Source organism: Vibrio sp. La 4.2.2 (assembly GCF_027586995.1).
In the GTDB taxonomy this organism is placed as follows: Bacteria; Pseudomonadota; Gammaproteobacteria; order Enterobacterales; family Vibrionaceae; genus Vibrio; species Vibrio mediterranei.
Genome location: NZ_JAPPTJ010000011.1, coordinates 129501 through 148483 on the forward strand (window position 1 = coordinate 129501; position 18983 = coordinate 148483).

14 protein-coding genes are annotated in these 18983 nt (G+C 45.2%); 11 read left to right on the forward strand and 3 right to left on the reverse strand.

The features are described 5' to 3' along the window. The first annotated feature begins 64 nt into the window (after positions 1 to 64). From OH456_RS21410 to copI, 8 genes are all read left to right on the forward strand, one after another. Positions 65 to 859, forward strand: a complete 795-nt coding sequence (locus OH456_RS21410; protein WP_006071365.1) for a helix-turn-helix domain-containing protein — start codon at positions 65 to 67, stop codon at positions 857 to 859. Between the two features lie 735 nt (positions 860 to 1594). After that, on the forward strand, positions 1595 to 1882 hold the full coding sequence (locus tag OH456_RS21415; protein ID WP_270034223.1) for a hypothetical protein: 288 nt from the start codon (positions 1595 to 1597) through the stop codon (positions 1880 to 1882). Positions 1883 to 2157: 275 nt separating this feature from the next. Further along, positions 2158 to 2802 carry a M91 family zinc metallopeptidase gene (locus OH456_RS21420; protein WP_006071363.1) on the forward strand — a complete coding sequence of 215 codons (645 nt, stop codon included), beginning with the start codon at positions 2158 to 2160 and terminating at the stop codon, positions 2800 to 2802. Between the two features lie 77 nt (positions 2803 to 2879). Continuing rightward, entirely contained in the window at positions 2880 to 3269 is a 390-nt protein-coding gene (locus tag OH456_RS21425) for a hypothetical protein (protein WP_096441575.1), read from the forward strand. A gap of 86 nt (positions 3270 to 3355) precedes the next feature. Further along, a complete protein-coding gene (locus OH456_RS21430; RefSeq protein WP_270034224.1) occupies positions 3356 to 4738 on the forward strand; it encodes a TolC family protein in 1383 nt (460 codons plus the stop codon). A 20-nt stretch (positions 4739 to 4758) separates the two neighbouring features. Next, positions 4759 to 6471 carry an efflux RND transporter periplasmic adaptor subunit gene (locus OH456_RS21435; RefSeq protein WP_270034225.1) on the forward strand — a complete coding sequence of 571 codons (1713 nt, stop codon included), beginning with the start codon at positions 4759 to 4761 and terminating at the stop codon, positions 6469 to 6471. Then, positions 6468 to 9590: an efflux RND transporter permease subunit gene (locus tag OH456_RS21440; protein WP_270034226.1), complete on the forward strand. Its 3123-nt coding sequence runs from the start codon at positions 6468 to 6470 to the stop codon at positions 9588 to 9590. Before OH456_RS21435 ends, OH456_RS21440 begins: the two co-directional genes overlap by 4 nt. 57 nt (positions 9591 to 9647) lie before the next feature. Next, positions 9648 to 10199, forward strand: a complete 552-nt coding sequence (copI, locus tag OH456_RS21445; protein WP_124940803.1) for a copper-resistant cuproprotein CopI — start codon at positions 9648 to 9650, stop codon at positions 10197 to 10199. A gap of 92 nt (positions 10200 to 10291) precedes the next feature. Here copI and OH456_RS21450 read toward each other — a convergent pair whose 3' ends face one another. Beyond that, a complete protein-coding gene (locus OH456_RS21450) occupies positions 10292 to 11557 on the reverse strand; it encodes a RidA family protein (protein WP_006071357.1) in 1266 nt (421 codons plus the stop codon). Between the two features lie 509 nt (positions 11558 to 12066). Here OH456_RS21450 and OH456_RS21455 point away from each other — a divergent pair. From OH456_RS21455 to OH456_RS21465, 3 genes are all read left to right on the forward strand, one after another. Beyond that, the gene (locus tag OH456_RS21455) at positions 12067 to 13461 is read left to right on the forward strand and encodes a glutamate decarboxylase (protein WP_198557519.1); all 1395 of its coding nucleotides are present in this window, start codon (positions 12067 to 12069) and stop codon (positions 13459 to 13461) included. Positions 13462 to 13542: 81 nt separating this feature from the next. Further along, entirely contained in the window at positions 13543 to 15270 is a 1728-nt protein-coding gene (locus OH456_RS21460) for an aspartate:alanine exchanger family transporter (RefSeq protein ID WP_270034227.1), read from the forward strand. A gap of 194 nt (positions 15271 to 15464) precedes the next feature. Further along, positions 15465 to 16700: a methyl-accepting chemotaxis protein gene (locus tag OH456_RS21465; RefSeq protein WP_198557522.1), complete on the forward strand. Its 1236-nt coding sequence runs from the start codon at positions 15465 to 15467 to the stop codon at positions 16698 to 16700. A gap of 98 nt (positions 16701 to 16798) precedes the next feature. On the opposite strand, the gene OH456_RS21470 is transcribed toward OH456_RS21465, so the two are convergent. Continuing rightward, entirely contained in the window at positions 16799 to 18094 is a 1296-nt protein-coding gene (locus tag OH456_RS21470; RefSeq protein WP_006071353.1) for a DEAD/DEAH box helicase, read from the reverse strand. A gap of 287 nt (positions 18095 to 18381) precedes the next feature. After that, on the reverse strand, positions 18382 to 18927 hold the full coding sequence (locus tag OH456_RS21475; RefSeq protein ID WP_236110555.1) for a DUF2799 domain-containing protein: 546 nt from the start codon (positions 18925 to 18927) through the stop codon (positions 18382 to 18384). Between the last annotated feature and the right edge of the window lie 56 nt (positions 18928 to 18983).

An 18983-nucleotide genomic window follows, 5' to 3' on the forward strand; every position in this document is an offset into this window, starting at 1 on the left:
TCTAAGTTTACGCTCATGGAAGCAGAGGTATGCAATGATCTATCTAAAGTCGAGAGAGTTCTTTATGAACTCCAACAGTCCTGTCACTACTGAGCTCAGAGCTCCTCAGGAGCCTTATCCTGAGCACGCGCACTCATTTGAAGAGATTATTATTGTTTCCGAAGGATGTGGTACACATGTCATGAATGACGTACCAATGAATCTAAGTAAAAACTACGTTTGCTTTGTCAAAAAGAAAGACCGTCATTTATTCGATGCTGTAGATGGCCTCTACTTAAGTAATATTCTGTTTGAAAAAGATAAGCTGCAAGTTTGCTCGGATCTGAAGCGTTTTATGCCAGATGAATCAGATAGAGAAACGGGCTGGTTTATTAGTGAGAATACCGCACAAAGTGTGCGTCAGCTGATCGAACGCTTGCATGTTGAGTCACATATCGACAGTGAAGAGTCACGCATGATTACTCAGTTCATTTTTCAGCAGATTATTGTTGAGCTGTGGCGGGGTAAAATGAAAGACGCTGATCTGCTTAATAGCAACGATAAGGTCATTTACGCTTTGTCTCATATCCAGCAGTACTATGCTAGCGTTAATGAAATTGATGATGTTGCTGAGGCGGTCAAACTGTCTTCGCGTCAGTTAACAAACAGTATGAAGAAATTAACGGGCATGAATTTTAATCAGTATCTGCACTACATACGCACCAGCAAAGCGTTTTCCGACATTCTGTATACTGATCAATCTATTACAGATATCGCATTCAGGGTTGGTTATCAGGACAGCAATTACTTCTCCACTAAGTTTAAACAAGTATTCGACCAGACACCGAGAGAGGTTCGAATGAGACATTTTGTTAAATAATCTCTGCATAATTCTAATGTAAGCGCTTTCGGAACGGGTAAGGTTATATTTAAGCGTAAGCTGATAACAATAAAATAATGCAAATAGGTTGTGTGGTTCGAAAACTCGTAACTTGTCTTTGTTCAAAAGATTTCTACAAAACGCTACAGCACTCTTCGAGGATACCTAGTGACAACATAGTAGTTTTACTACGAGGTATTTCCAGGATTCATTAAAGTTTGCTGACTTCTGATGCAAAATTATGCGGACTTATTACTGCAAATCTCCTTTTAACTGTTTGAAATTTTACTTGGGCTATGTTGAATTTTATTGCAAGCATCGCCATCTAGCGCATGCAAATCATATCTAGATTTATACCTGTAGAACAAAACTTCTCCAAATACGCATTGTTCATAAGCTTAAAATTGCTGATGTTTAAGTGATTTACACCCCACAAATACAATACATTACAAAACCACAAACTGAATCGATTCAGGGGTTACTTTATAGCTGTATTTAGACGCTCATTTTACTATCAAATCCATATTGTTAACCTCTTTGTGGTGCTCTATTTAGAGCTTCTACGCTAATGCGACAATAATGTATGGCTTTGTAAACTGCCATTGTATAACAACTCATTAACGTAGTAGTTTGATTATATAACTGTCAGTTAGAGTGAACTCGATCGCTGATAGGGAAGCATGCGTTATGTCCAAGGAGAGTGAACCAATTATCTAGAGTATTATGAGGTAGATGATGAGTGCAGAGCTGAGACGAAAAATAGAAGAGTTATTGGTGATCGCAAAGCAGGAAGGTGTTTCTATTTTGGGGTTAGTTGATTCGGCTGATGAAGCACAATGCCAGATTTTTCGGAGCATTGAATTGAACTCTCGTCAGGGTATCAGGGCGTTAGATGACATCGTCATGAGACAAAAGTGCCCTGCTGATGGAAGTGCTTGTGATACCTGCCACCAATCTTGCTGGGAAGACCCTAGTTCAGAAATCCCTCAGGTTAGTTCGACACTGCTCTATTTGGTTAAATAGTCACAGGAAGCGTTTTTAACCCAGCGTTACAAAAAGAACGTATTCGCGCATATTGGGTATTTTGTTTGCCTTTTCATTGATGACATCTTCAATAAAACCACGCCAAATAGTGAGCCCCCTCCAACTTCATTTTTATTTGCCAATGCCTGTTTAAATTAAGGCTAGACTCAAAATTCATCGTGGCTACAACCACATAACTTTATCAGCTGAGCAGATGACACTCTAGACACGGACGTTATGGTACTAGACGCAAGCTGCAAAGTGAGAGGTGAATTATGGCAGAAATTACTCAACTCCTTCCCGCTTTTCCTGGATTCGCAGTGCAATATGACCCAAGTAAGAACCCTTACTTCAGAGTGATTATGGAAGAGAACCTTCGCAAGCTAAAGCAGGTTTCAGCAGGAAAATCATTACTTTCATCGATTCAAGCGGCGACACCTGCTTTTCGTGGTTCTTTTCCTCGAGGTGTGAATGTAATGTGTGTTCCGACACACCTTCACTTTACCCAAAGTGGCTACAACCTTGAGATTGAATACGCACAAGATTACAGCCAAAAGCTGACAGGCATGACACCTTCAAATCTCGCCAAACACGCACCTCAAGGATGTCCATTCTGGATCTCTGGAGGCAGCCACAATTCCGCTTTAGATCAAAAATCTGCCACCAACGCCACGGGTTCCGTATGTCATATGCGTTTTACCAACGTTCAGGTTGTAACCCGAAGAGGTGAGAAGGCAGAGCCTTATGTGGTGCTAGCTCATGAGCTGATTCATTCTTTACATTGTCTTCAAGGTATTAAAATGGATGGTCGGGACGAAGAGTTATGGACGACTGGGCTCGGAAAATATGAAAATAACCCAATGAGCGAAAACGTATTTAGAGCTCAATTTGGCTTAGCGAAAAGACAGCGATATTTCTAAATTTTCTTCACAGTTTTATTGACCTTCCCCTTAGGGGAGGGTCTACACTCAAGAAGATTTTTCGTAGAAGGCTTGTTATGCGCTTTAGTGTTATTAGAAAACGTTGGATGTCGTTACTGACGATTGTTGCGCTATTAGCATCAACGTTAGCCGTTAGTGCACCAACGATGGCTTTTTCTAATGATATTGTTTTGTCTTCTCAACATGGTGCAATGGTAGATTGTACTGCTAGTGTCGATTCTTCCACAAACTCCCATCATAATGTTTCTAAGCAAACCGCCGTCAGTGAGTGTGGTGGCGAATCAAAGCATAATTGCTGTAGCGCAACGTGTGCGAACGGTGTTGGGGTTATCAGTGCAGACTTAATGCACGGTATTCATCATTATCTCTTCTCCAAAAGAACGCTCGAACTTGCGTTTAGTCCTATTTATCGAGCAAACGGCCTCGATCGACCCCCTAGAGCGTAATCCAATCTAATTTTTTAGCCCTTCTTAGAGCTCTAAGAAGCTTTTTAATCGTGCTTATTATTTAAGCGCGCAGATTGGATACTATCGTGAACAAATCTATTACTTTGGTTGCGCTTACCGTGAGCGCCGCCTTGTGGATGCCGATGTCTGCTTTGGCAGACAATGTCGCCACGATGCAAGTTAATAACCCAAGCGAGGAACAGCTTGGTTCAGTGACGCTGCAACAACTGATCGAATTGTCGATCGCCAATGATGCAAGTAGAGTTCGATTCTACGCTCAATCAGAATCGTTAAGGCAGTCTGGGATTGCTAGCGCTACGCTGAAAGATCCAGTAATAAAAGTTGGCGTTGGCGGTCTACCAACGGACAGCTTTCAATTCGACCAAGATCCCATGACAAACGTGTCAGTGGGTTTGATGCAACAGTTTGGACGAGGGTCGACGTTAGCCCTGCAAAACCAAAAAACGCAAAAGCAAGCTGATGGTATTGAATTTCAAGTACAGACACGTGAGCTTGAGATAGCAAACAGTATCTCAAAGCTGTGGTATGAGCTGGGATTTCAGCAACAGTCAGAGCGTGTGCTGCTGGAAAGTCAGGGCCTAATGCGAGAAATGGTTCGCTTTATCCAAACTAACTACGCCATTGGTAACAGTGAATCTCAAGATCTGATTCAGGCTCAGTTGCAGGTCAGTAAGCTGGATGAAAAGTTGCAGGCCAACCGTCAAATGCAAAATCGCCTGATTGCTCAGCTCTCCGAATGGTTAGGTGCTCAATGGTTGTCTAATTCGCCGACTCTTAAGGCGACCACGACTTCAGACTGGCTGAGGTTGGAAGGTCGTTTATTAGAGCACAGTCGTTCGGACTACTACGCTATTCTTAATCAGCACCCTATGGCTCGCATGGCGGATATCGAAATAGCTGCAAGTGAAACCCAAGTCGCCATTGCAGAAGAAGCGTACAAACCGCAGTTTGGCGTTGAAGCGATGTATGCCCATCGACAAGCTAACAATATGCGCGGTGAGCCAGCGCCAGATTTAGTGAGCGCTTATGTCACGATGGATATTCCTCTGTTCACTGGTAATCGTCAGGATAAAAATCATGCCGCTGCCGAGTATCAAGTGGTCGCCTCCAAATCTAATAAGGATGCATTGCTTTCTCAGATGTACGCCAAAGTCAGTGCACTGACAATGGATAGGCAAAACCTCACCGAACGTCTTGAACGTTATCGTCAAAGTCTCCTTTCTCAGGCTAAAGCTCGCACCAAAGCGGTAGAAAGAGGTTATGAAAACAGCACTGCGCAATTTAGTGATGTGATCACCGCCTCTAGAGACGAACTGGCAATAGAGCTAGAGGCGCTGAGGTTGGAAACAGATCTTAGCTTGGTCAATAGCGACCTGTCCTATTTTCTGGGTGGTTTTGATTATCAAGCCTCAACTCCGGTGCTTTCAGTGCCATCAAAACAACAATAATTCTGAGAAGGTAAACAAAGATGAAGACATTGAATGTTGCGCTATTGGCCTTAGCGGTTGGCGCTGGAATTGGTGTGCTAGTCGCTCCTTATGTCGGAGGTCATAACATGGCGGAGGCGTCCGATGAAAATGCCAGTACAAAGGGAGCAAAAGAGCCGCTGTACTGGGTAGCACCGATGGACCCAAACTATCAACGCGATCAACCAGGTAAATCCCCAATGGGAATGGACCTTATCCCAGTGTACGCCGATGACCTTAACGGTGGTAATGAAAAACCAGGAACGGTCAACATCAACCCGGCGGTGGAGAACAATTTAGGAGTAAAAACAGAACCGGTAAAGCTAGCGAAGCTATCGCCGCGTATCGAGACAGTCGGCTATATCGCTTTTGATGAAAGTCGTTTGTGGCAAACCAATGTGCGCGTTGCGGGCTGGGTCGAAAAGCTCTATATCAACGCTGTGGGAGAGCGTGTTAACAAAGGAGATGTGTTATTCAAGCTTTATTCACCAGAGCTGGTCAAAGCGCAGGAAGAGTTACTTAATGCCCATCGCACAGGACGCAGTAGTTTGGTTAAAGGCGCCACGGAGCGTTTAATTTCCCTGGGTGTAGACCGAGCTCAAATTAACCAGATAGTCAAGCAAGGCAAAGCGTCCCAGACCATTGATATCAAGGCACTGGGCAATGGTGTGGTAGCTACATTGAATATCCGAGAAGGTGGCTATTTGTCCCCAGCTCAATCGGTTATCAGCGCGGGGCCAATTGATGAAGTTTGGGTCGATGCTGAAGTGTTCGAACGCCAAGCGGAATGGATCAAAGCGGGTAGCCAAGCAACGATGACATTAGACGCGCTATCAGGCAGGGAATGGCAAGGAGAAATTGACTATGTTTATCCGATTCTCGACCCTGCAACGAGAACGCTAAGAGTAAGACTCAAGTTTGCTAACCCAGATCATCAATTAAAGCCAAATATGTTTGCCAACATTGCGCTGCAACCCAAGACGGAGCATGCGGTGCTCACTATACCTCGTTCAAGCGTGATTCGCTCTGGAGGGATGACTCGCGTGGTGTTATCCGAAGGAGGCGGTAAATACCGCTCGGCACGTATCGACATTGGACGAGAGGCCCGTGACCGAGTTGAGGTGTTAGCAGGATTGACCACAAGTGACAAGGTGGTGACCTCTGCGCAGTTTATGTTGGATTCGGAGTCAAGCCAAAGTGCGGATTTGTCACGAATCAACGGTGTAGAACCGCCAGCGGAGGCTGTGTGGGCGCAAGGTGAAATCACGAGTGTGATGGCAGGGCACAATATGTTGACCATTAATCACCAACCCGTACCAGAGTGGGATTGGCCGGGGATGACTATGGATTTCACGGTGGACAAGGGTGTCAACCTTAACACCTTGCAATCGGGTCAACAGGTTGAGTTTGAAATGGCAAAGACCGATTCAGGGCAATACGCCATTATCGATCTCAAAGTGAGTGACAAACGGGTTGTCGAGCAAGTTTGGGTTCAAGGGGATATCACCATGTTGATGGCTGATTTTGGCATGATAACCCTCAGTCACAACGCCGTTGCTGAATGGGGCTGGGAAGCCGGAGAAATGAACTTCACTTCTCAAGGAGATGTGGATTTAACTGGCTTCGCTGAAGGCGAAACGGTGCGCTTCTTAGTGACGAAGCAGGGTTCGGACTATGTGCTTATTGATCTGCAGCGTGGAGGAGGTCAGCCATGATTGGAGCCATTATTCGTTGGTCTATCAATAATCGTTTTCTCGTCTTGGTCGCAACCTGCTTTTTGACGTTAGCAGGTTTGTACAGTGTGAAGAATACACCTGTTGACGCTATTCCTGATCTGTCAGATGTTCAGGTGATTATCAAAACCAGTTATCCGGGACAGGCTCCTCAGGTTGTTGAGGATCAGGTTACTTATCCTCTGACGACCGCCATGTTAGCGGTGCCGGGCGCAGAAACGGTGCGGGGATACTCCTTCTTCGGTGATTCGTATGTGTACATTATCTTCAACGATGATACCGACATGTACTGGGCACGTTCGCGGGTTTTAGAGTACTTAAGCCAAGTTACGCCTAACTTACCAGCACAGGCAAAGCCGACTTTGGGTCCCGATGCGACAGGGGTGGGCTGGATTTACAGCTACGTACTACAAGACAAGACAGGCCAGCATGACCTAGCAGAACTTCGCAGTATACAAGACTGGTTTTTAAAGTATGAGTTACAGACAGTTGCTGGCGTTTCGGAAGTCGCGACGGTAGGCGGTATGGTCAAGCAGTATCAGGTCCAAATTGATCCTGCTAAGTTACGTGCTTATGACCTGACCTTGCAGCAGGTCAACATGGCTATCAAAAATGGTAACCAAGAGACTGGTGCATCAGTGATAGAGGTCGGTGAGGCTGAACATATGGTTCGCACTACGGGTTACTTGAGTAGCATTGAGGATATCAAAGCGCTTCCTCTTAAGGTGACGAGCAAAGGTACTCCTCTATTGCTGGGGGATATCGCGGACATCAATCTTGGGCCTCAAATGCGTCGTGGTATTTCCGAGTTTAATGGTGAAGGTGAAGCGGTTGGTGGCGTTATCGTTATGCGTTTTGGGGAGAACGCCAGTCAGGTTATTCATGATGTCAAAGCAAAGTTGGAAGAGCTGCAACGCGGTCTGCCTGATGGCGTTGAGATTGTTGTGACTTATGACCGTTCAACGCTCATCGATGCGGCGGTTGAAAATCTATGGAAGAAGTTGGCAGAAGAGTTCGTGGTAGTAGCCATAGTCTGTGCGCTGTTCTTATTCCACATTCGTTCTTCACTTGTGATTGCTATTAGTTTGCCCATTGGCATTTTGTCCGCATTTATCGTCATGCACTGGCAAGGGATTAACGCCAATATTATGTCGTTGGGTGGGATCGCTATTGCCATTGGGGCTATGGTCGATGGTGCGATAGTGATGATCGAAAATGTTCACAAACATATCGAGAAAACGCCCCTCACCGATAAAAACCGCTGGCAAGTTATCGGACGTGCAGCAGAAGAAGTCGGTGCTCCGCTGTTTTTCTCTTTGCTTATTATCACATTGAGTTTTGTTCCTGTGTTCGCGCTTGAAGGGCAGGAAGGCAAAATGTTCTCACCACTCGCTTATACCAAAACATACGCCATGGCAGCAGCTGCGGGCTTAGCCATTACTTTGGTGCCTGTGCTGATGGGGTACTTTATTCGTGGGAAAGTGCTGCCCGAACATAAAAATCCCGTCAACAAAGCGTTGATTGTCTTGTATCGACCGATGCTTAACCTAAGTCTTCGTTACCCTAAATCGATGATTGTACTGGCTATCGTCTTGATGGGGTCGGCTTTCTATCCGACCAGTAAGTTAGGTAGTGAGTTTATTCCGCCTTTGGATGAAGGGGATTTGATGTACATGCCAACGACTTATCCTGGTATCTCGATTGGTAAAGCACGTGAACTGCTTCAACAAACCAACAAGTTGATCAAGACCGTTCCTGAAGTCGAGACTGTGTGGGGCAAGATTGGTCGTGCAGAAACTGCCACTGACCCAGCCCCTTTAACCATGATTGAGACCACCATCCAATTGAAGCCTCGCTCAGAGTGGCGAGATGGCGTTACCACAGAATCACTACGTAAGGAGTTTGATGATTTGGTTCAGTTCCCAGGGCTAACAAACGCGTGGGTAATGCCAATTAAGACTCGCATCGACATGTTGGCCACTGGGATAAAGACGCCAATAGGTATCAAGATCGCTGGACCTGATCTCAAAGTCATCGAGGAGATAGGTGCCAATATCGAACCTATCCTCAATACGATTCAAGGCACGGTGTCGGTATATGCCGAAAGGGTAGCGGGTGGACGATACGTCACGATTGATATCAAACGACTCGCCGCCGCGCGTTATGGTCTGAACGTCAGTGATGTTCAGCAAGTTGTGTCAACGGCAGTGGGTGGTATGAATGTGGGCGAGACAGTGGAAGGGTTGGAGCGATACCCAATTAACGTTCGCTATCCACAAGATTATCGTGATTCGGTGGTGAAGCTACAGAACCTGCCTCTTGTCACTCCAAATGGTGCTCGAATCGCGTTAGCAGATGTGGCGGAAATTCGTTATGAAGATGGCCCGCCAATGATTAAGACTGAGAACGCTCGCCCGAACGGCTGGGTGTTTGTTGATATTGCTGAGCGCGATCTTGGGTCTTATGTCACCGAAGCTCAAAACACTGTGGCGGAGCGGTTGTCCCTACCCGCGGGGTACTCACTAACGTGGTCTGGTCAATATGAGTATATGGAGCGCGCCAAAGAGCGTTTGAGCGTTGTTGTGCCTGTCACTCTCTCCATCATTATGTTGCTGCTTTACCTGAGTTTTAGAAGGGTCGGTGAAGTGCTGGTCATTATGGGGACACTGCCGCTCGCCATGGTAGGTGGCTTGTGGCTTATGCATTACCTTGGGTACAACTTCTCGATTGCTGTAGGAGTGGGCTTTATCGCGCTTGCTGGGGTAGCGGTCGAGATTGGAGTCATTATGCTGGTTTACCTAAATCAAGCATGGCATGCACGCAAACTAGCGGCACAAGAAAATCAAGCACCACTAACGCGCGATATGTTAACCGAGGCAATCCGAGAAGGCGCAGGGCTGCGTGTGCGACCCGTCATGATGACGGTGTTAACAGTCATCATCGGTCTTATTCCAATTATGTACGGGTCAGGTACTGGCTCTGAAGTGATGCAACGGATCGCCGCTCCAATGATTGGCGGCATGGCGTCCGCATTACTGCTCACATTGCTGGTCCTTCCGGCTATCTACAAGTTATGGAAATCAAAAGAAATTAACCAATAACCGTTGGCGGCCTCTAATGAAGAGGCCGCTAATCACTTATTTAAAAAGGAAGCAATCATGAAAAAAACACTGATAACATTAGCTCTTACCATCGCTTCAACCGCCGTGATGGCAGAAGGTATGGATCATTCGAAAATGGATCACTCCAATATGGACCATGGCATGATGAATCATTCTAATATGGACGACGCTAAGATGGACCATAGTAATATGATGAACATGGACGGGATGTCTGCTGTGGGTATGCCTGCCAAGGGAGCGAAACCCGATAAAGTGGTACATGTGATTTTAACGGATGACATGAAAATCACTTTTAAGCGTGATGTTAAGATAGAACCTAATGACGTCGTTCAGTTTGTGGTCATGAACACTGGCAAAATCGACCATGAGTTTTCTATCGGTTCTATTGCAGAACAATTGGAACACCGTGAAATGATGAAATCGATGCCAGCGGGACATGATCATCATGGTATGGGCAACGTGGTTTATCTTGAACCAGGCAAAGCAGGACAGTTGCTATGGCATTTTCATGGTGAGAAACAAGTCGAGTTTGCTTGCAACATTCCAGGCCATGCAGAAGCTGGGATGGTTAAGAGCATCACATTGTAATAGATCGGTGTTTCGTTAGTAAAAGTGCCCTAGAAGATAACTTCAAGGGCACTCAGGTCAGCAGGAAACCTTGTCAGCGAGCTGCCATTAGCCTATTTGTTCGGTGGCGTACCTTCGGCGTTCGACATAATGGCATCTATTTGAACTACCGCATTAGACGGTAAACTGGATACGCCGATAACGGTCAACGCTGGCAACAAATCACTGAAATAGCTTCTCAATACTTCTTCTAGTGCGCACAAATCATTCATGTCTTTTAGCTGAATGTTGAGTTTAACAATATCATCCATCACGTGGTCGATGTTTTCTACGATGGCTTTAATGTTCTCGAAGCATTGCATCGCTTGTTCTTTTGTCCCTGAAGCAACAATCTTACCAATCGAAGGATCAATAGGCAGTTGCGCTGAGATATTGTTGTAGTGAGAGAAGGCCACGCTTTGCGTCGATAGGGCGTTTAACGGTGCTTTTTCGGTATTGGTTGCCTTAATAACGATGCCGTGACGGTCTTCAACTAATTGAGGCGGTGTACCATCGCCGTGAGAAACGGTCGCATCTATTTGTACGAGTGCATCCAGCGCTAAGCCTTCCACAACCACACTGGAGCGTGCAGGTAAGTAATTAACGGCACGAGCAATGGAAGAATCTGGGAAGAAGGTTTTATACACTTCGTCAACGGCCTCAAGATCCTCCAACTTTGTGATATGAATATTTGTTTTGACGATATCATCCATCGGCACGTCAATGCTTTCGAGTATCGTTTTGATATTGCGTAGACATTGTTGTGTCTGTTCTTTTATCCCGCCTGTCACTACATTCCCCGACTTTGGTTCGATAGGCAGCTGAGCTGAAATATGATTGTAGTGGGAAAACGCAACAGTCTGGCTTGAGAGTGGTGTTATCGGCGCGTTGACGCTATTTCGAGTTAATTTCACCAAATCACAAGGGTCTTGAGGGTAGGTACCTTCGCCATTTGAAATGACAGCGTCCATTTGCACCAACGCCCCTTTCATTGGCAAGTCAGCGACTGCAAGTGACGTATATGTGGGGCGGTGTAGAGGAAAGAAGGAAGCATAGACTTCATTGACTTTGTCGAGGTCGGTAATGTTTTTCAGGTAAACGTTGATCCTCACCACGTCACTCATCGTATGCTCAATGCTGTTTACTATCATTTTGATATTTTTCAGACACTGTTTTGCCTGCTGCTCTATACCACCCGCAATAAGAGTCTTGGTAGCAGGATCGATGGGTAATTGAGCCGAAATATTATTGTAGTGAGAAAAGGCAACAGACTGTGTAGATATTGGGCTTACGGGCGCTTTTTCAGTATTCCTTGAAACCTTAATGATACGGTTATCCATGTAGTGGTATCTCCAATTTTCGTTATTAGTTAGGATAAAACGAACAAATAATAAGCAAAAAGAGAGCCAAACTAACAAAAGGGTAAATCAAAGCTTCAAGTAGGGCGGATTTACTGTCGCACTAAATGCATGGTGAGGCGTTTATCTTAGCTTCTGGCACTAAGATTTATCTGACAGTGAGAGCGGGTGGTATAAGTCGAATTGCGTTTGTGTTAAGCGTCTAGTTAGGTTTCAGGTAACGGTTATTGTCAATTTTCTAGGCATTCTTGACGGTTTAATCTCATGAGCTGAGAAAATGATGGTCTTTAGTCCCCCAGATAATACTGGAAGGCCGCACTACTCTCATCTGCAGAAAAGTCTACTAATAACGATTTGAATCTTATCAACCGAATATGAAACTAGCACGCCAATGGAATCTCGACTAACTTTAATCCAACGTCGTTGTGCCTTTTAAAACAAATGCTTAATGACAACTTACGCAATAGTTTCAATGATATAAAGGATTGATTATGCCTCTTCATAAAAAGTCAGCTGTTCGTGGTTCAATGTTAGATGATGTTTACTCTTCCAAAGATTTGTCAGTGGTTATGCCCAAGTATCGAATCCCTGAGAATGAGCACGCACCTGAACATGCCTATCAAGTTGTTCACGATGAACTTATGCTAGACGGTAACTCGCGTCAGAACTTAGCGACATTTTGTCAAACATGGGTAGAAGATGAAGTTCATCAATTGATGGATGAATGCATCGATAAGAACATGATTGATAAAGATGAGTACCCACAAACGGCGGAGATCGAAGCGCGTTGTGTTCATATGTTAGCGGATCTTTGGCATGCGCCAGATGCAGAGAACCCAATGGGTTGTTCAACGACGGGGTCGAGCGAGGCCGCGATGCTTGGCGGGATGGCATTGAAGTGGGCTTGGCGCGAAAAAATGAAGAAGCAAGGCAAACCTACTGACAAACCAAATCTTATTTGTGGCCCAGTACAGGTTTGTTGGCATAAGTTTGCGCGCTATTGGGATATTGAACTTCGTGAGATTCCAATGGAAGGTGATCGCCTCATCATGACACCTGAAGAAGTGATCAAACGTTGTGACGAAAACACTATTGGTGTAGTGCCGACTCTTGGTGTGACGTTCACATGCCAGTATGAGCCAGTAAAAGCGGTTCATGAAGCGCTAGATAAGCTTCAAGAAGAAACAGGCTTAGATATTCCTATTCACGTTGATGGCGCCAGTGGTGCGTTTTTAGCGCCTTTCTGTGACCCTGATTTAGAATGGGACTTCCGCTTGCCTCGTGTTAAATCGATTAATGCTTCCGGCCACAAATTTGGGCTTTCGCCATTAGGTGTGGGTTGGGTCGTGTGGCGTGATGCTGATGCGTTGCATGAGGATTTGATCTTCAATGTAAACTATCTTGGCGGTAACATGCCAACATTTGCATTGAACTTCTCTCGCCCAGGGGGACAAATCGTTGCGCAGTACTACAACTTCTTAAGATTGGGTAAAGAAGGCTATAAAAAGATTCATGATGCATGCTACGAAACAGCACGCTACATTGCCAAAGAAGTTGAGAAGATGGGCATGTTTGAAATCATTTACGATGGCCACGGTGGTATTCCAGCACTAAGTTGGTCTATCAAGAAAGGTGCAAACCCAGGCTTCAACCTTTATGACTTATCGGATCGCATTCGATCTCGTGGTTGGCAGATTGCAGCGTATGCAATGCCTGCGGATCGCCAAGATCTGGTTATTATGCGTATTCTCGTACGTCACGGTTTTAGTCGAGACATGGCGGACTTGCTGATTTCTGACTTGCAACATTGTGTTGATTTCTTTGACAAGCACCCAGTGGTTAACGGCAGTGATGCCGACGAGTCTAGCAACTTTAACCACGGTTAAGGTTGTCACCGCTCTAGGTAATCGGCAGAGCGATGCGTCGCATTGCTCTGCTGCTTCAATCACAATGTAGCAGGTGAGATCATGTCTTTTCTTTTTAATTACTTATCTGAAAACCCATTTGTATTTCTATTTCTATCACTCGCGATAGGGTACCCATTAGGACGTATTACTGTTAAAGGTGTGAGCCTTGGTACAACGGCAGGTACATTGATTGTTGGTGTTACGTTGGCGTTGACCTCATTTTCAGTCTTTGGATTAAAAATTGAGGAACCGGGGCTAGTATCGGACATCTTCTTAATGATGTTTATGTACGCCATTGGCATGAAAGTAGGTCCTCAGTTCTTTTCCGGACTGGCGAGAGGTGGCTTAGATTTTGTCGTAATTGGGCTAATCGTTGTTTTTAGTAACTTCGCCATCGTCGTGATTGGCGCCAAGTTGATGGGATTAGAGCCTGGATATGCGGCAGGTATCATCTCTGGAAGCTATACCGTTACCGCGGTAATGGGTGTCGCACAATCGGCGATTACTTCGGGCGCTTTTGTTCCGCCGGCGGGGATGAGCGCTGATCAAGTCAGTGCTAATATCGCAGCGGGCTATGCTATCAGTTATGTATTGTCGACAGTGCTCATTATTCTGCTAATCAAATACTTACCTTCGATGTTTGGTATTGACCCCGTTAAAGCAGGTAAAGATGCAGAGAAAGAGTTTTCTACCGGCGATGACAATGAGAAACTCCCCAGCACCTTTGGGTTCTCAGATGCTGGTGCTTTGCCTATCGATGTTCGTGCTTACAAAGTGACACATGCGGAGTTGGAAGGTCGCTCGGTTCAAGATCTCTATAAGCAGTTTCCCGATGCAGTGGTTTTGAAAGTGGTGCGTGGTGAGGAGGTGTTGGATGCATCGGACAACCCAACATTAAAGATTGGTGATGTTATCGGTGTTCGTGGTGAGTACAGCGCTCTTATCAAAGAAGGTGAAGCAGATATTGGCAATGAAGTTGACGAACCTCGAGCGCGCAATGTCGATATTGAAGTTGCTGACATCCATGTGGGTAAATCAGAACATGCAGGTAAAACTATTTCTCAGTTGCATGCTGAGGTGGGTTTTGGTGTGTACTTCAAAGCACTATTTCGACAAGGTCATCAACAACCACTATTACCTAATACAACGGTAGAAGTGGGTGATGTTGTTCGTATTGCAGGCTCACAGTGGTGTGTAGAACAAACGGCTTCTCAGTTGAATAGTGTGCCCATTGTAGAGAGCACAGTCACAGAAACATTCTACTTAGCGTTAGCATTGTTGGTAGGTTATGTGTTTGGCCACTTGAGTGTGACCATTGCAGGAATCCCATTTGCCTTGGGTACATCTGCTGGATGTATGCTTACTGGTATCGTGTTCTCGTTCTTACGAACTCGTAATCCGGCGTTTGGCGGCCCAATGAGTGAGGGGGCGCGAAGCTTCTTACAAGATATTGGCCTTAATTTATTCGTAGCGGTGCTAGCTGCGACTGTGGGGCCTAAGATCCTAGCCTCATTTCAAGGCATTATTGTGATTAAAATAGCGTTACTTGGCGTGACTGCAGCACTTGTTCCACCGGTATTAGCTTGGTTGTATGGTCTGTATGTTCGTAAGATGAATCCGGCCATTCTTGCTGGTGCTTGCGCTGGTGGTAGGAATAGCACACCTGCAATGAAAGGAGCTCAAGATGCCACTCAAAGTGACATGCCAGCAATTGGTTATCCAGTGCCGTATGCGCTAACTTCCGTTATCGTTTTAATCCTTGGCTATATCGCAATGGTTATCAGCTAATAGTCTTATGAGCTGAATATGATACTAATGAAAAACGGCACTCTTTGTGCCGTTTTTTCTTTTGCGATCTATATGTTATTCATAAAACCGTTGGCATCATAAAACGCACACTCCAATATCAGAATAAGTTGACACTATCGGCTAAATCCTGCTCAATATCCTGACCGTAAGGTCAGAAAATCAAGGGAATGGAAATGAGTGATATTGAGATTGGCTGGCGAGATAGGCTGTTTATGAACATCAGTATGCCAGTAAAAATGCTGCTACCGGGCATTGTAGGTTGCTTGGGTATTGTTGTTCTATGTATATCAAATTTGTACGCTTTAGGTGTGTTATCGGGTGGCGATGGCGTTCAATTACTACTATCGCCTGCTGCGATTATTGTCTTTTCATTGGTAGTCGTTGGGTTGGTGCTGTTCTTATCCACCGGCATCTCCCAGAATATCTTACCGCTTCTCAAACACATCATTGATACTATGCAGCAGGTTCAGCGCGGTCAACTTGACCACCGAATTGGCTTTTCAGGACAAGACGAGTTCGGTCAGATTGGTTCGGCTGTCGATAGTACTCTCAATAAATTGGTTTCTCTTATCAATGATGTTAATGGTTCAGTCGAGCAGCTTCAGCGTTGCACTCACCATATCGAAAGTGCTTCTTCGGATTTAGATGACTTGTTCAAAACCCAGGTGACTCAGCTAGCCGATACCACGTCAGACATCAACAATATTCAAGTGGCGATAAGCCGTGGTGAGCAAGAAGCACAGCGCAGTCTTGATGCAAGCCAATCTATCTCCAATCAGTTCTTAGCGATTCAGGAGAACAACCAGCAACTAACTAAAGATGTTGATCAACTCAGACACGAAATGGCAGAAGCAAATCAATCAAGTAATGTACTGACTGATGTTTCGATGAAGGTTCGGGATGTTTTGCATGTGATTACTTCGATCTCAGAGCAGACGAATTTGCTTGCGCTGAATGCTGCTATAGAAGCCGCTAGGGCTGGCGAAGCTGGACGGGGGTTTGCAGTTGTAGCGGGAGAGGTAAGAACCTTATCGGAGAACACCCAAAACGCTGTGTCGGAAATTCAAACCATGACCAAACAACTTATCGATACGGCGAGTACTTTAGTATCCGCTATTGCGAAAAGTGAGAGCAGTGTGAGTGAAATATCTCAAGTGACCACGCGGTCCACGGCCAGCTTTGACGATATAACGGTCGCTTATAACCAGCTTCTGGCATTGAATGAACAGATTTGTAACGACTCGGTAGAAACACTGCACCTATGTGAGCAGTCTATCGACAGTTTAGAGGTGGTGAATAAGTTGGCGCTCGACTGCACTAAAAGTACCGACAATGTTGTGCGTGCTAAGGATGAGTTGGTGACGATATCGGACTGCTTGGATGCTTCATTGGAGTCGATTGCGAAATAGCTGAGTAACGATGGTGACAGAGATAGGTCGACAGACAAACAAAAAACGCAGCGTTTAACAGCTGCGTTTTTTAATGGTGTTCGCTAGTGAAACTGCGATTAACCTTTTAGGCGAGTTGTTTTACTCGACTTGTTTTTGATTGCTCGCATCAGACGTAATCTGCGCTCCGCAGAGCCTTGCTCGCTCGCATTATTAGTACGACCTTGGCGGTCCTTGTAAGCTGGTTTAGTGTGCATTTTCTGTAGCAAAGCATCGCGGTTTGCTGGCTCGTAACCTGCAAGTTGGATACGCTTAATGCGGTGTTGAATTAGGTTCTCGATCTGAACCAGAGTCAGTTCTTCTTCACGGCTAACGAAAGAGACAGCATGACCTTGCTGACCTGCACGGCCAGTACGACCAATTCGGTGTACGTAGTCTTCAGCTAGGAATGGCATGTCATAGTTTACAACGTGCGGAAGACCTTGAATATCTAAACCACGAGCCGCAACTTCTGTTGCCACCATCACACGTGCTTTACCTGTTTTAAATTCTTCCAGAGCGCGACGACGAGAGCTTTGTGCTTTATCTCCATGGCAAAGCACCGCTTTAATACCATCAAGTTTGAGCTCTTTTACCACTTCATTGGCGGTCTCTTTGTAATTCACGAAAACCAAGACCTGTTGCCAGTTTTTACGACCAATAAGCTCTGACAGTAGTTCAAGCTTACGATCTTCATCTACGGGATAAACTACGTGCGCAACAGTATCTGCGGTTGAGTTCTCTGCGTTGACAATAATGCGCTTAGGCTTACGCAATAGATCTTGTGCCAGGGCGTTCATCTGAGGTGATGATGTCGCGGAAAACAGCATGGTTTGAGGTTGGCTGTTAACGCTGCTCATGATGGTGCGAATTGCACTAATGAAGCCCATATCAAGCATTCGGTCTGCTTCATCGAAGACTAGGAACTCAAGATTAGCAAGCTTAACGTTACCAAGCTCCAAATGCTCAATAAGACGACCCGGAGTTGCAACCAATATGTCGACACCAGCTTCAAGCTTGCGCTCTTGAGACGACATTTTCGCACCACCAAACACGGCGGCAACTGACACGTCGACGTATTGAGTGTAGCTTTCGATGTTATTAGCGATTTGATCTACTAATTCACGAGTTGGCGCCAGAATAAGTGCACGTACCGCTCCACGAGTGCGAGCTTTTGGAGTATCAACAATCTGTTGAATAATTGGCAAAGAGAAAGCGGCGGTTTTACCTGTGCCGGTTTGAGCGTGTGCCAAAATATCGTGTCCACGACGAGCATGTGGAATCGCTTGTTGTTGAACTGGAGTGAGTTTTTCATAACCACACTCGGTCAGTGCTTGCACGATCTCAGATGAAAAACCTTGTGATAAAAATGACATTCGTTGTTCCTAAAAGCAGATGGCGGTATTTGGTGTTTCTCGTTAACCAATCAACAAAATGATTGTTGACCAAAAATACGGTCGCTGATTATAGAAGAATAATTGCTGCCTGTGGTGACTAATTTTGGTTGTTTGAGTAGAAATTGTACAGTTATTAGGCTAACAATCTGAAAATTAATGCGATATGACGGTAATCAATCTGGATTTGGGAAGGACTTTTATCGTTAAATTGTAAGCCTCCCTCTTTGTTGAAGAGGAAGGCGTTGGGTAGCAAGGACTCAGCTAGCTTAAAATGAGATATTGAAATTATGTTGTACGGTTAACCCGAGTAGATGAGAACGCTCTGACACTAAATCTCGCTTTTCATTTTCTAGACGTTTGCGCTCATCATGATTTTCGCTTGGTGTCGTTCTTAACTTGTCTTCGATAGTACGTAACTCGGTTTCAATCTGTTTAAGGCGCTGGTCGCGTTGTCTAGCTTGTTTGCCCAACTCATAGTTTTTGAGAAAAGACTCGCCCGGACATACATAGTAGTACTGCTGTCCCTCATAACCCACCTTGTAACCATTATCTGGTGAGCAGTACAGCCCCGTCCCTACTTTGAATCCCTTTGACCATTGTTCTCTATCGGGAAAAACAGCGGCTTCGCTACAATCACTGATATAGCTATCAATCATTTTAGGGCTATTACCGTTAAGTCCATCGCTATAACCAACTTGATACCAGTCAGCGTTGTTACACTCTTCAATAGACATACTGGAACAGCCAGAAAGCGTGATAGCTAGTGCAGCGACAAGCCATTTGATGTTTAAACTTTTTAGTCCGATATACATATAAAATCCAAAACAGTGAAAAATAAAAAGAGTGCTAAAGAGTCGAAAGCTACTTA

What these genes read in the sequence shown, in the direction of transcription:
- OH456_RS21410 (WP_006071365.1), top strand. Translation starts at nt 65, where the DNA reads ATGAACTCCAACAGTCCTGTCACTACTGAGCTCAGAGCTCCTCAGGAG.
- OH456_RS21415 (WP_270034223.1), top strand. Translation starts at nt 1,595, where the DNA reads ATGAGTGCAGAGCTGAGACGAAAAATAGAAGAGTTATTGGTGATCGCA.
- OH456_RS21420 (WP_006071363.1), top strand. Translation starts at nt 2,158, where the DNA reads ATGGCAGAAATTACTCAACTCCTTCCCGCTTTTCCTGGATTCGCAGTG.
- OH456_RS21425 (WP_096441575.1), top strand. Translation starts at nt 2,880, where the DNA reads ATGCGCTTTAGTGTTATTAGAAAACGTTGGATGTCGTTACTGACGATT.
- OH456_RS21435 (WP_270034225.1), top strand. Translation starts at nt 4,759, where the DNA reads ATGAAGACATTGAATGTTGCGCTATTGGCCTTAGCGGTTGGCGCTGGA.
- OH456_RS21440 (WP_270034226.1), top strand. Translation starts at nt 6,468, where the DNA reads ATGATTGGAGCCATTATTCGTTGGTCTATCAATAATCGTTTTCTCGTC.
- copI (WP_124940803.1), top strand. Translation starts at nt 9,648, where the DNA reads ATGAAAAAAACACTGATAACATTAGCTCTTACCATCGCTTCAACCGCC.
- OH456_RS21450 (WP_006071357.1), bottom strand. Translation starts at nt 11,557, where the DNA reads ATGGATAACCGTATCATTAAGGTTTCAAGGAATACTGAAAAAGCGCCC.
- OH456_RS21455 (WP_198557519.1), top strand. Translation starts at nt 12,067, where the DNA reads ATGCCTCTTCATAAAAAGTCAGCTGTTCGTGGTTCAATGTTAGATGAT.
- OH456_RS21460 (WP_270034227.1), top strand. Translation starts at nt 13,543, where the DNA reads ATGTCTTTTCTTTTTAATTACTTATCTGAAAACCCATTTGTATTTCTA.
- OH456_RS21465 (WP_198557522.1), top strand. Translation starts at nt 15,465, where the DNA reads ATGAGTGATATTGAGATTGGCTGGCGAGATAGGCTGTTTATGAACATC.
- OH456_RS21470 (WP_006071353.1), bottom strand. Translation starts at nt 18,094, where the DNA reads ATGTCATTTTTATCACAAGGTTTTTCATCTGAGATCGTGCAAGCACTG.
- OH456_RS21475 (WP_236110555.1), bottom strand. Translation starts at nt 18,927, where the DNA reads ATGTATATCGGACTAAAAAGTTTAAACATCAAATGGCTTGTCGCTGCA.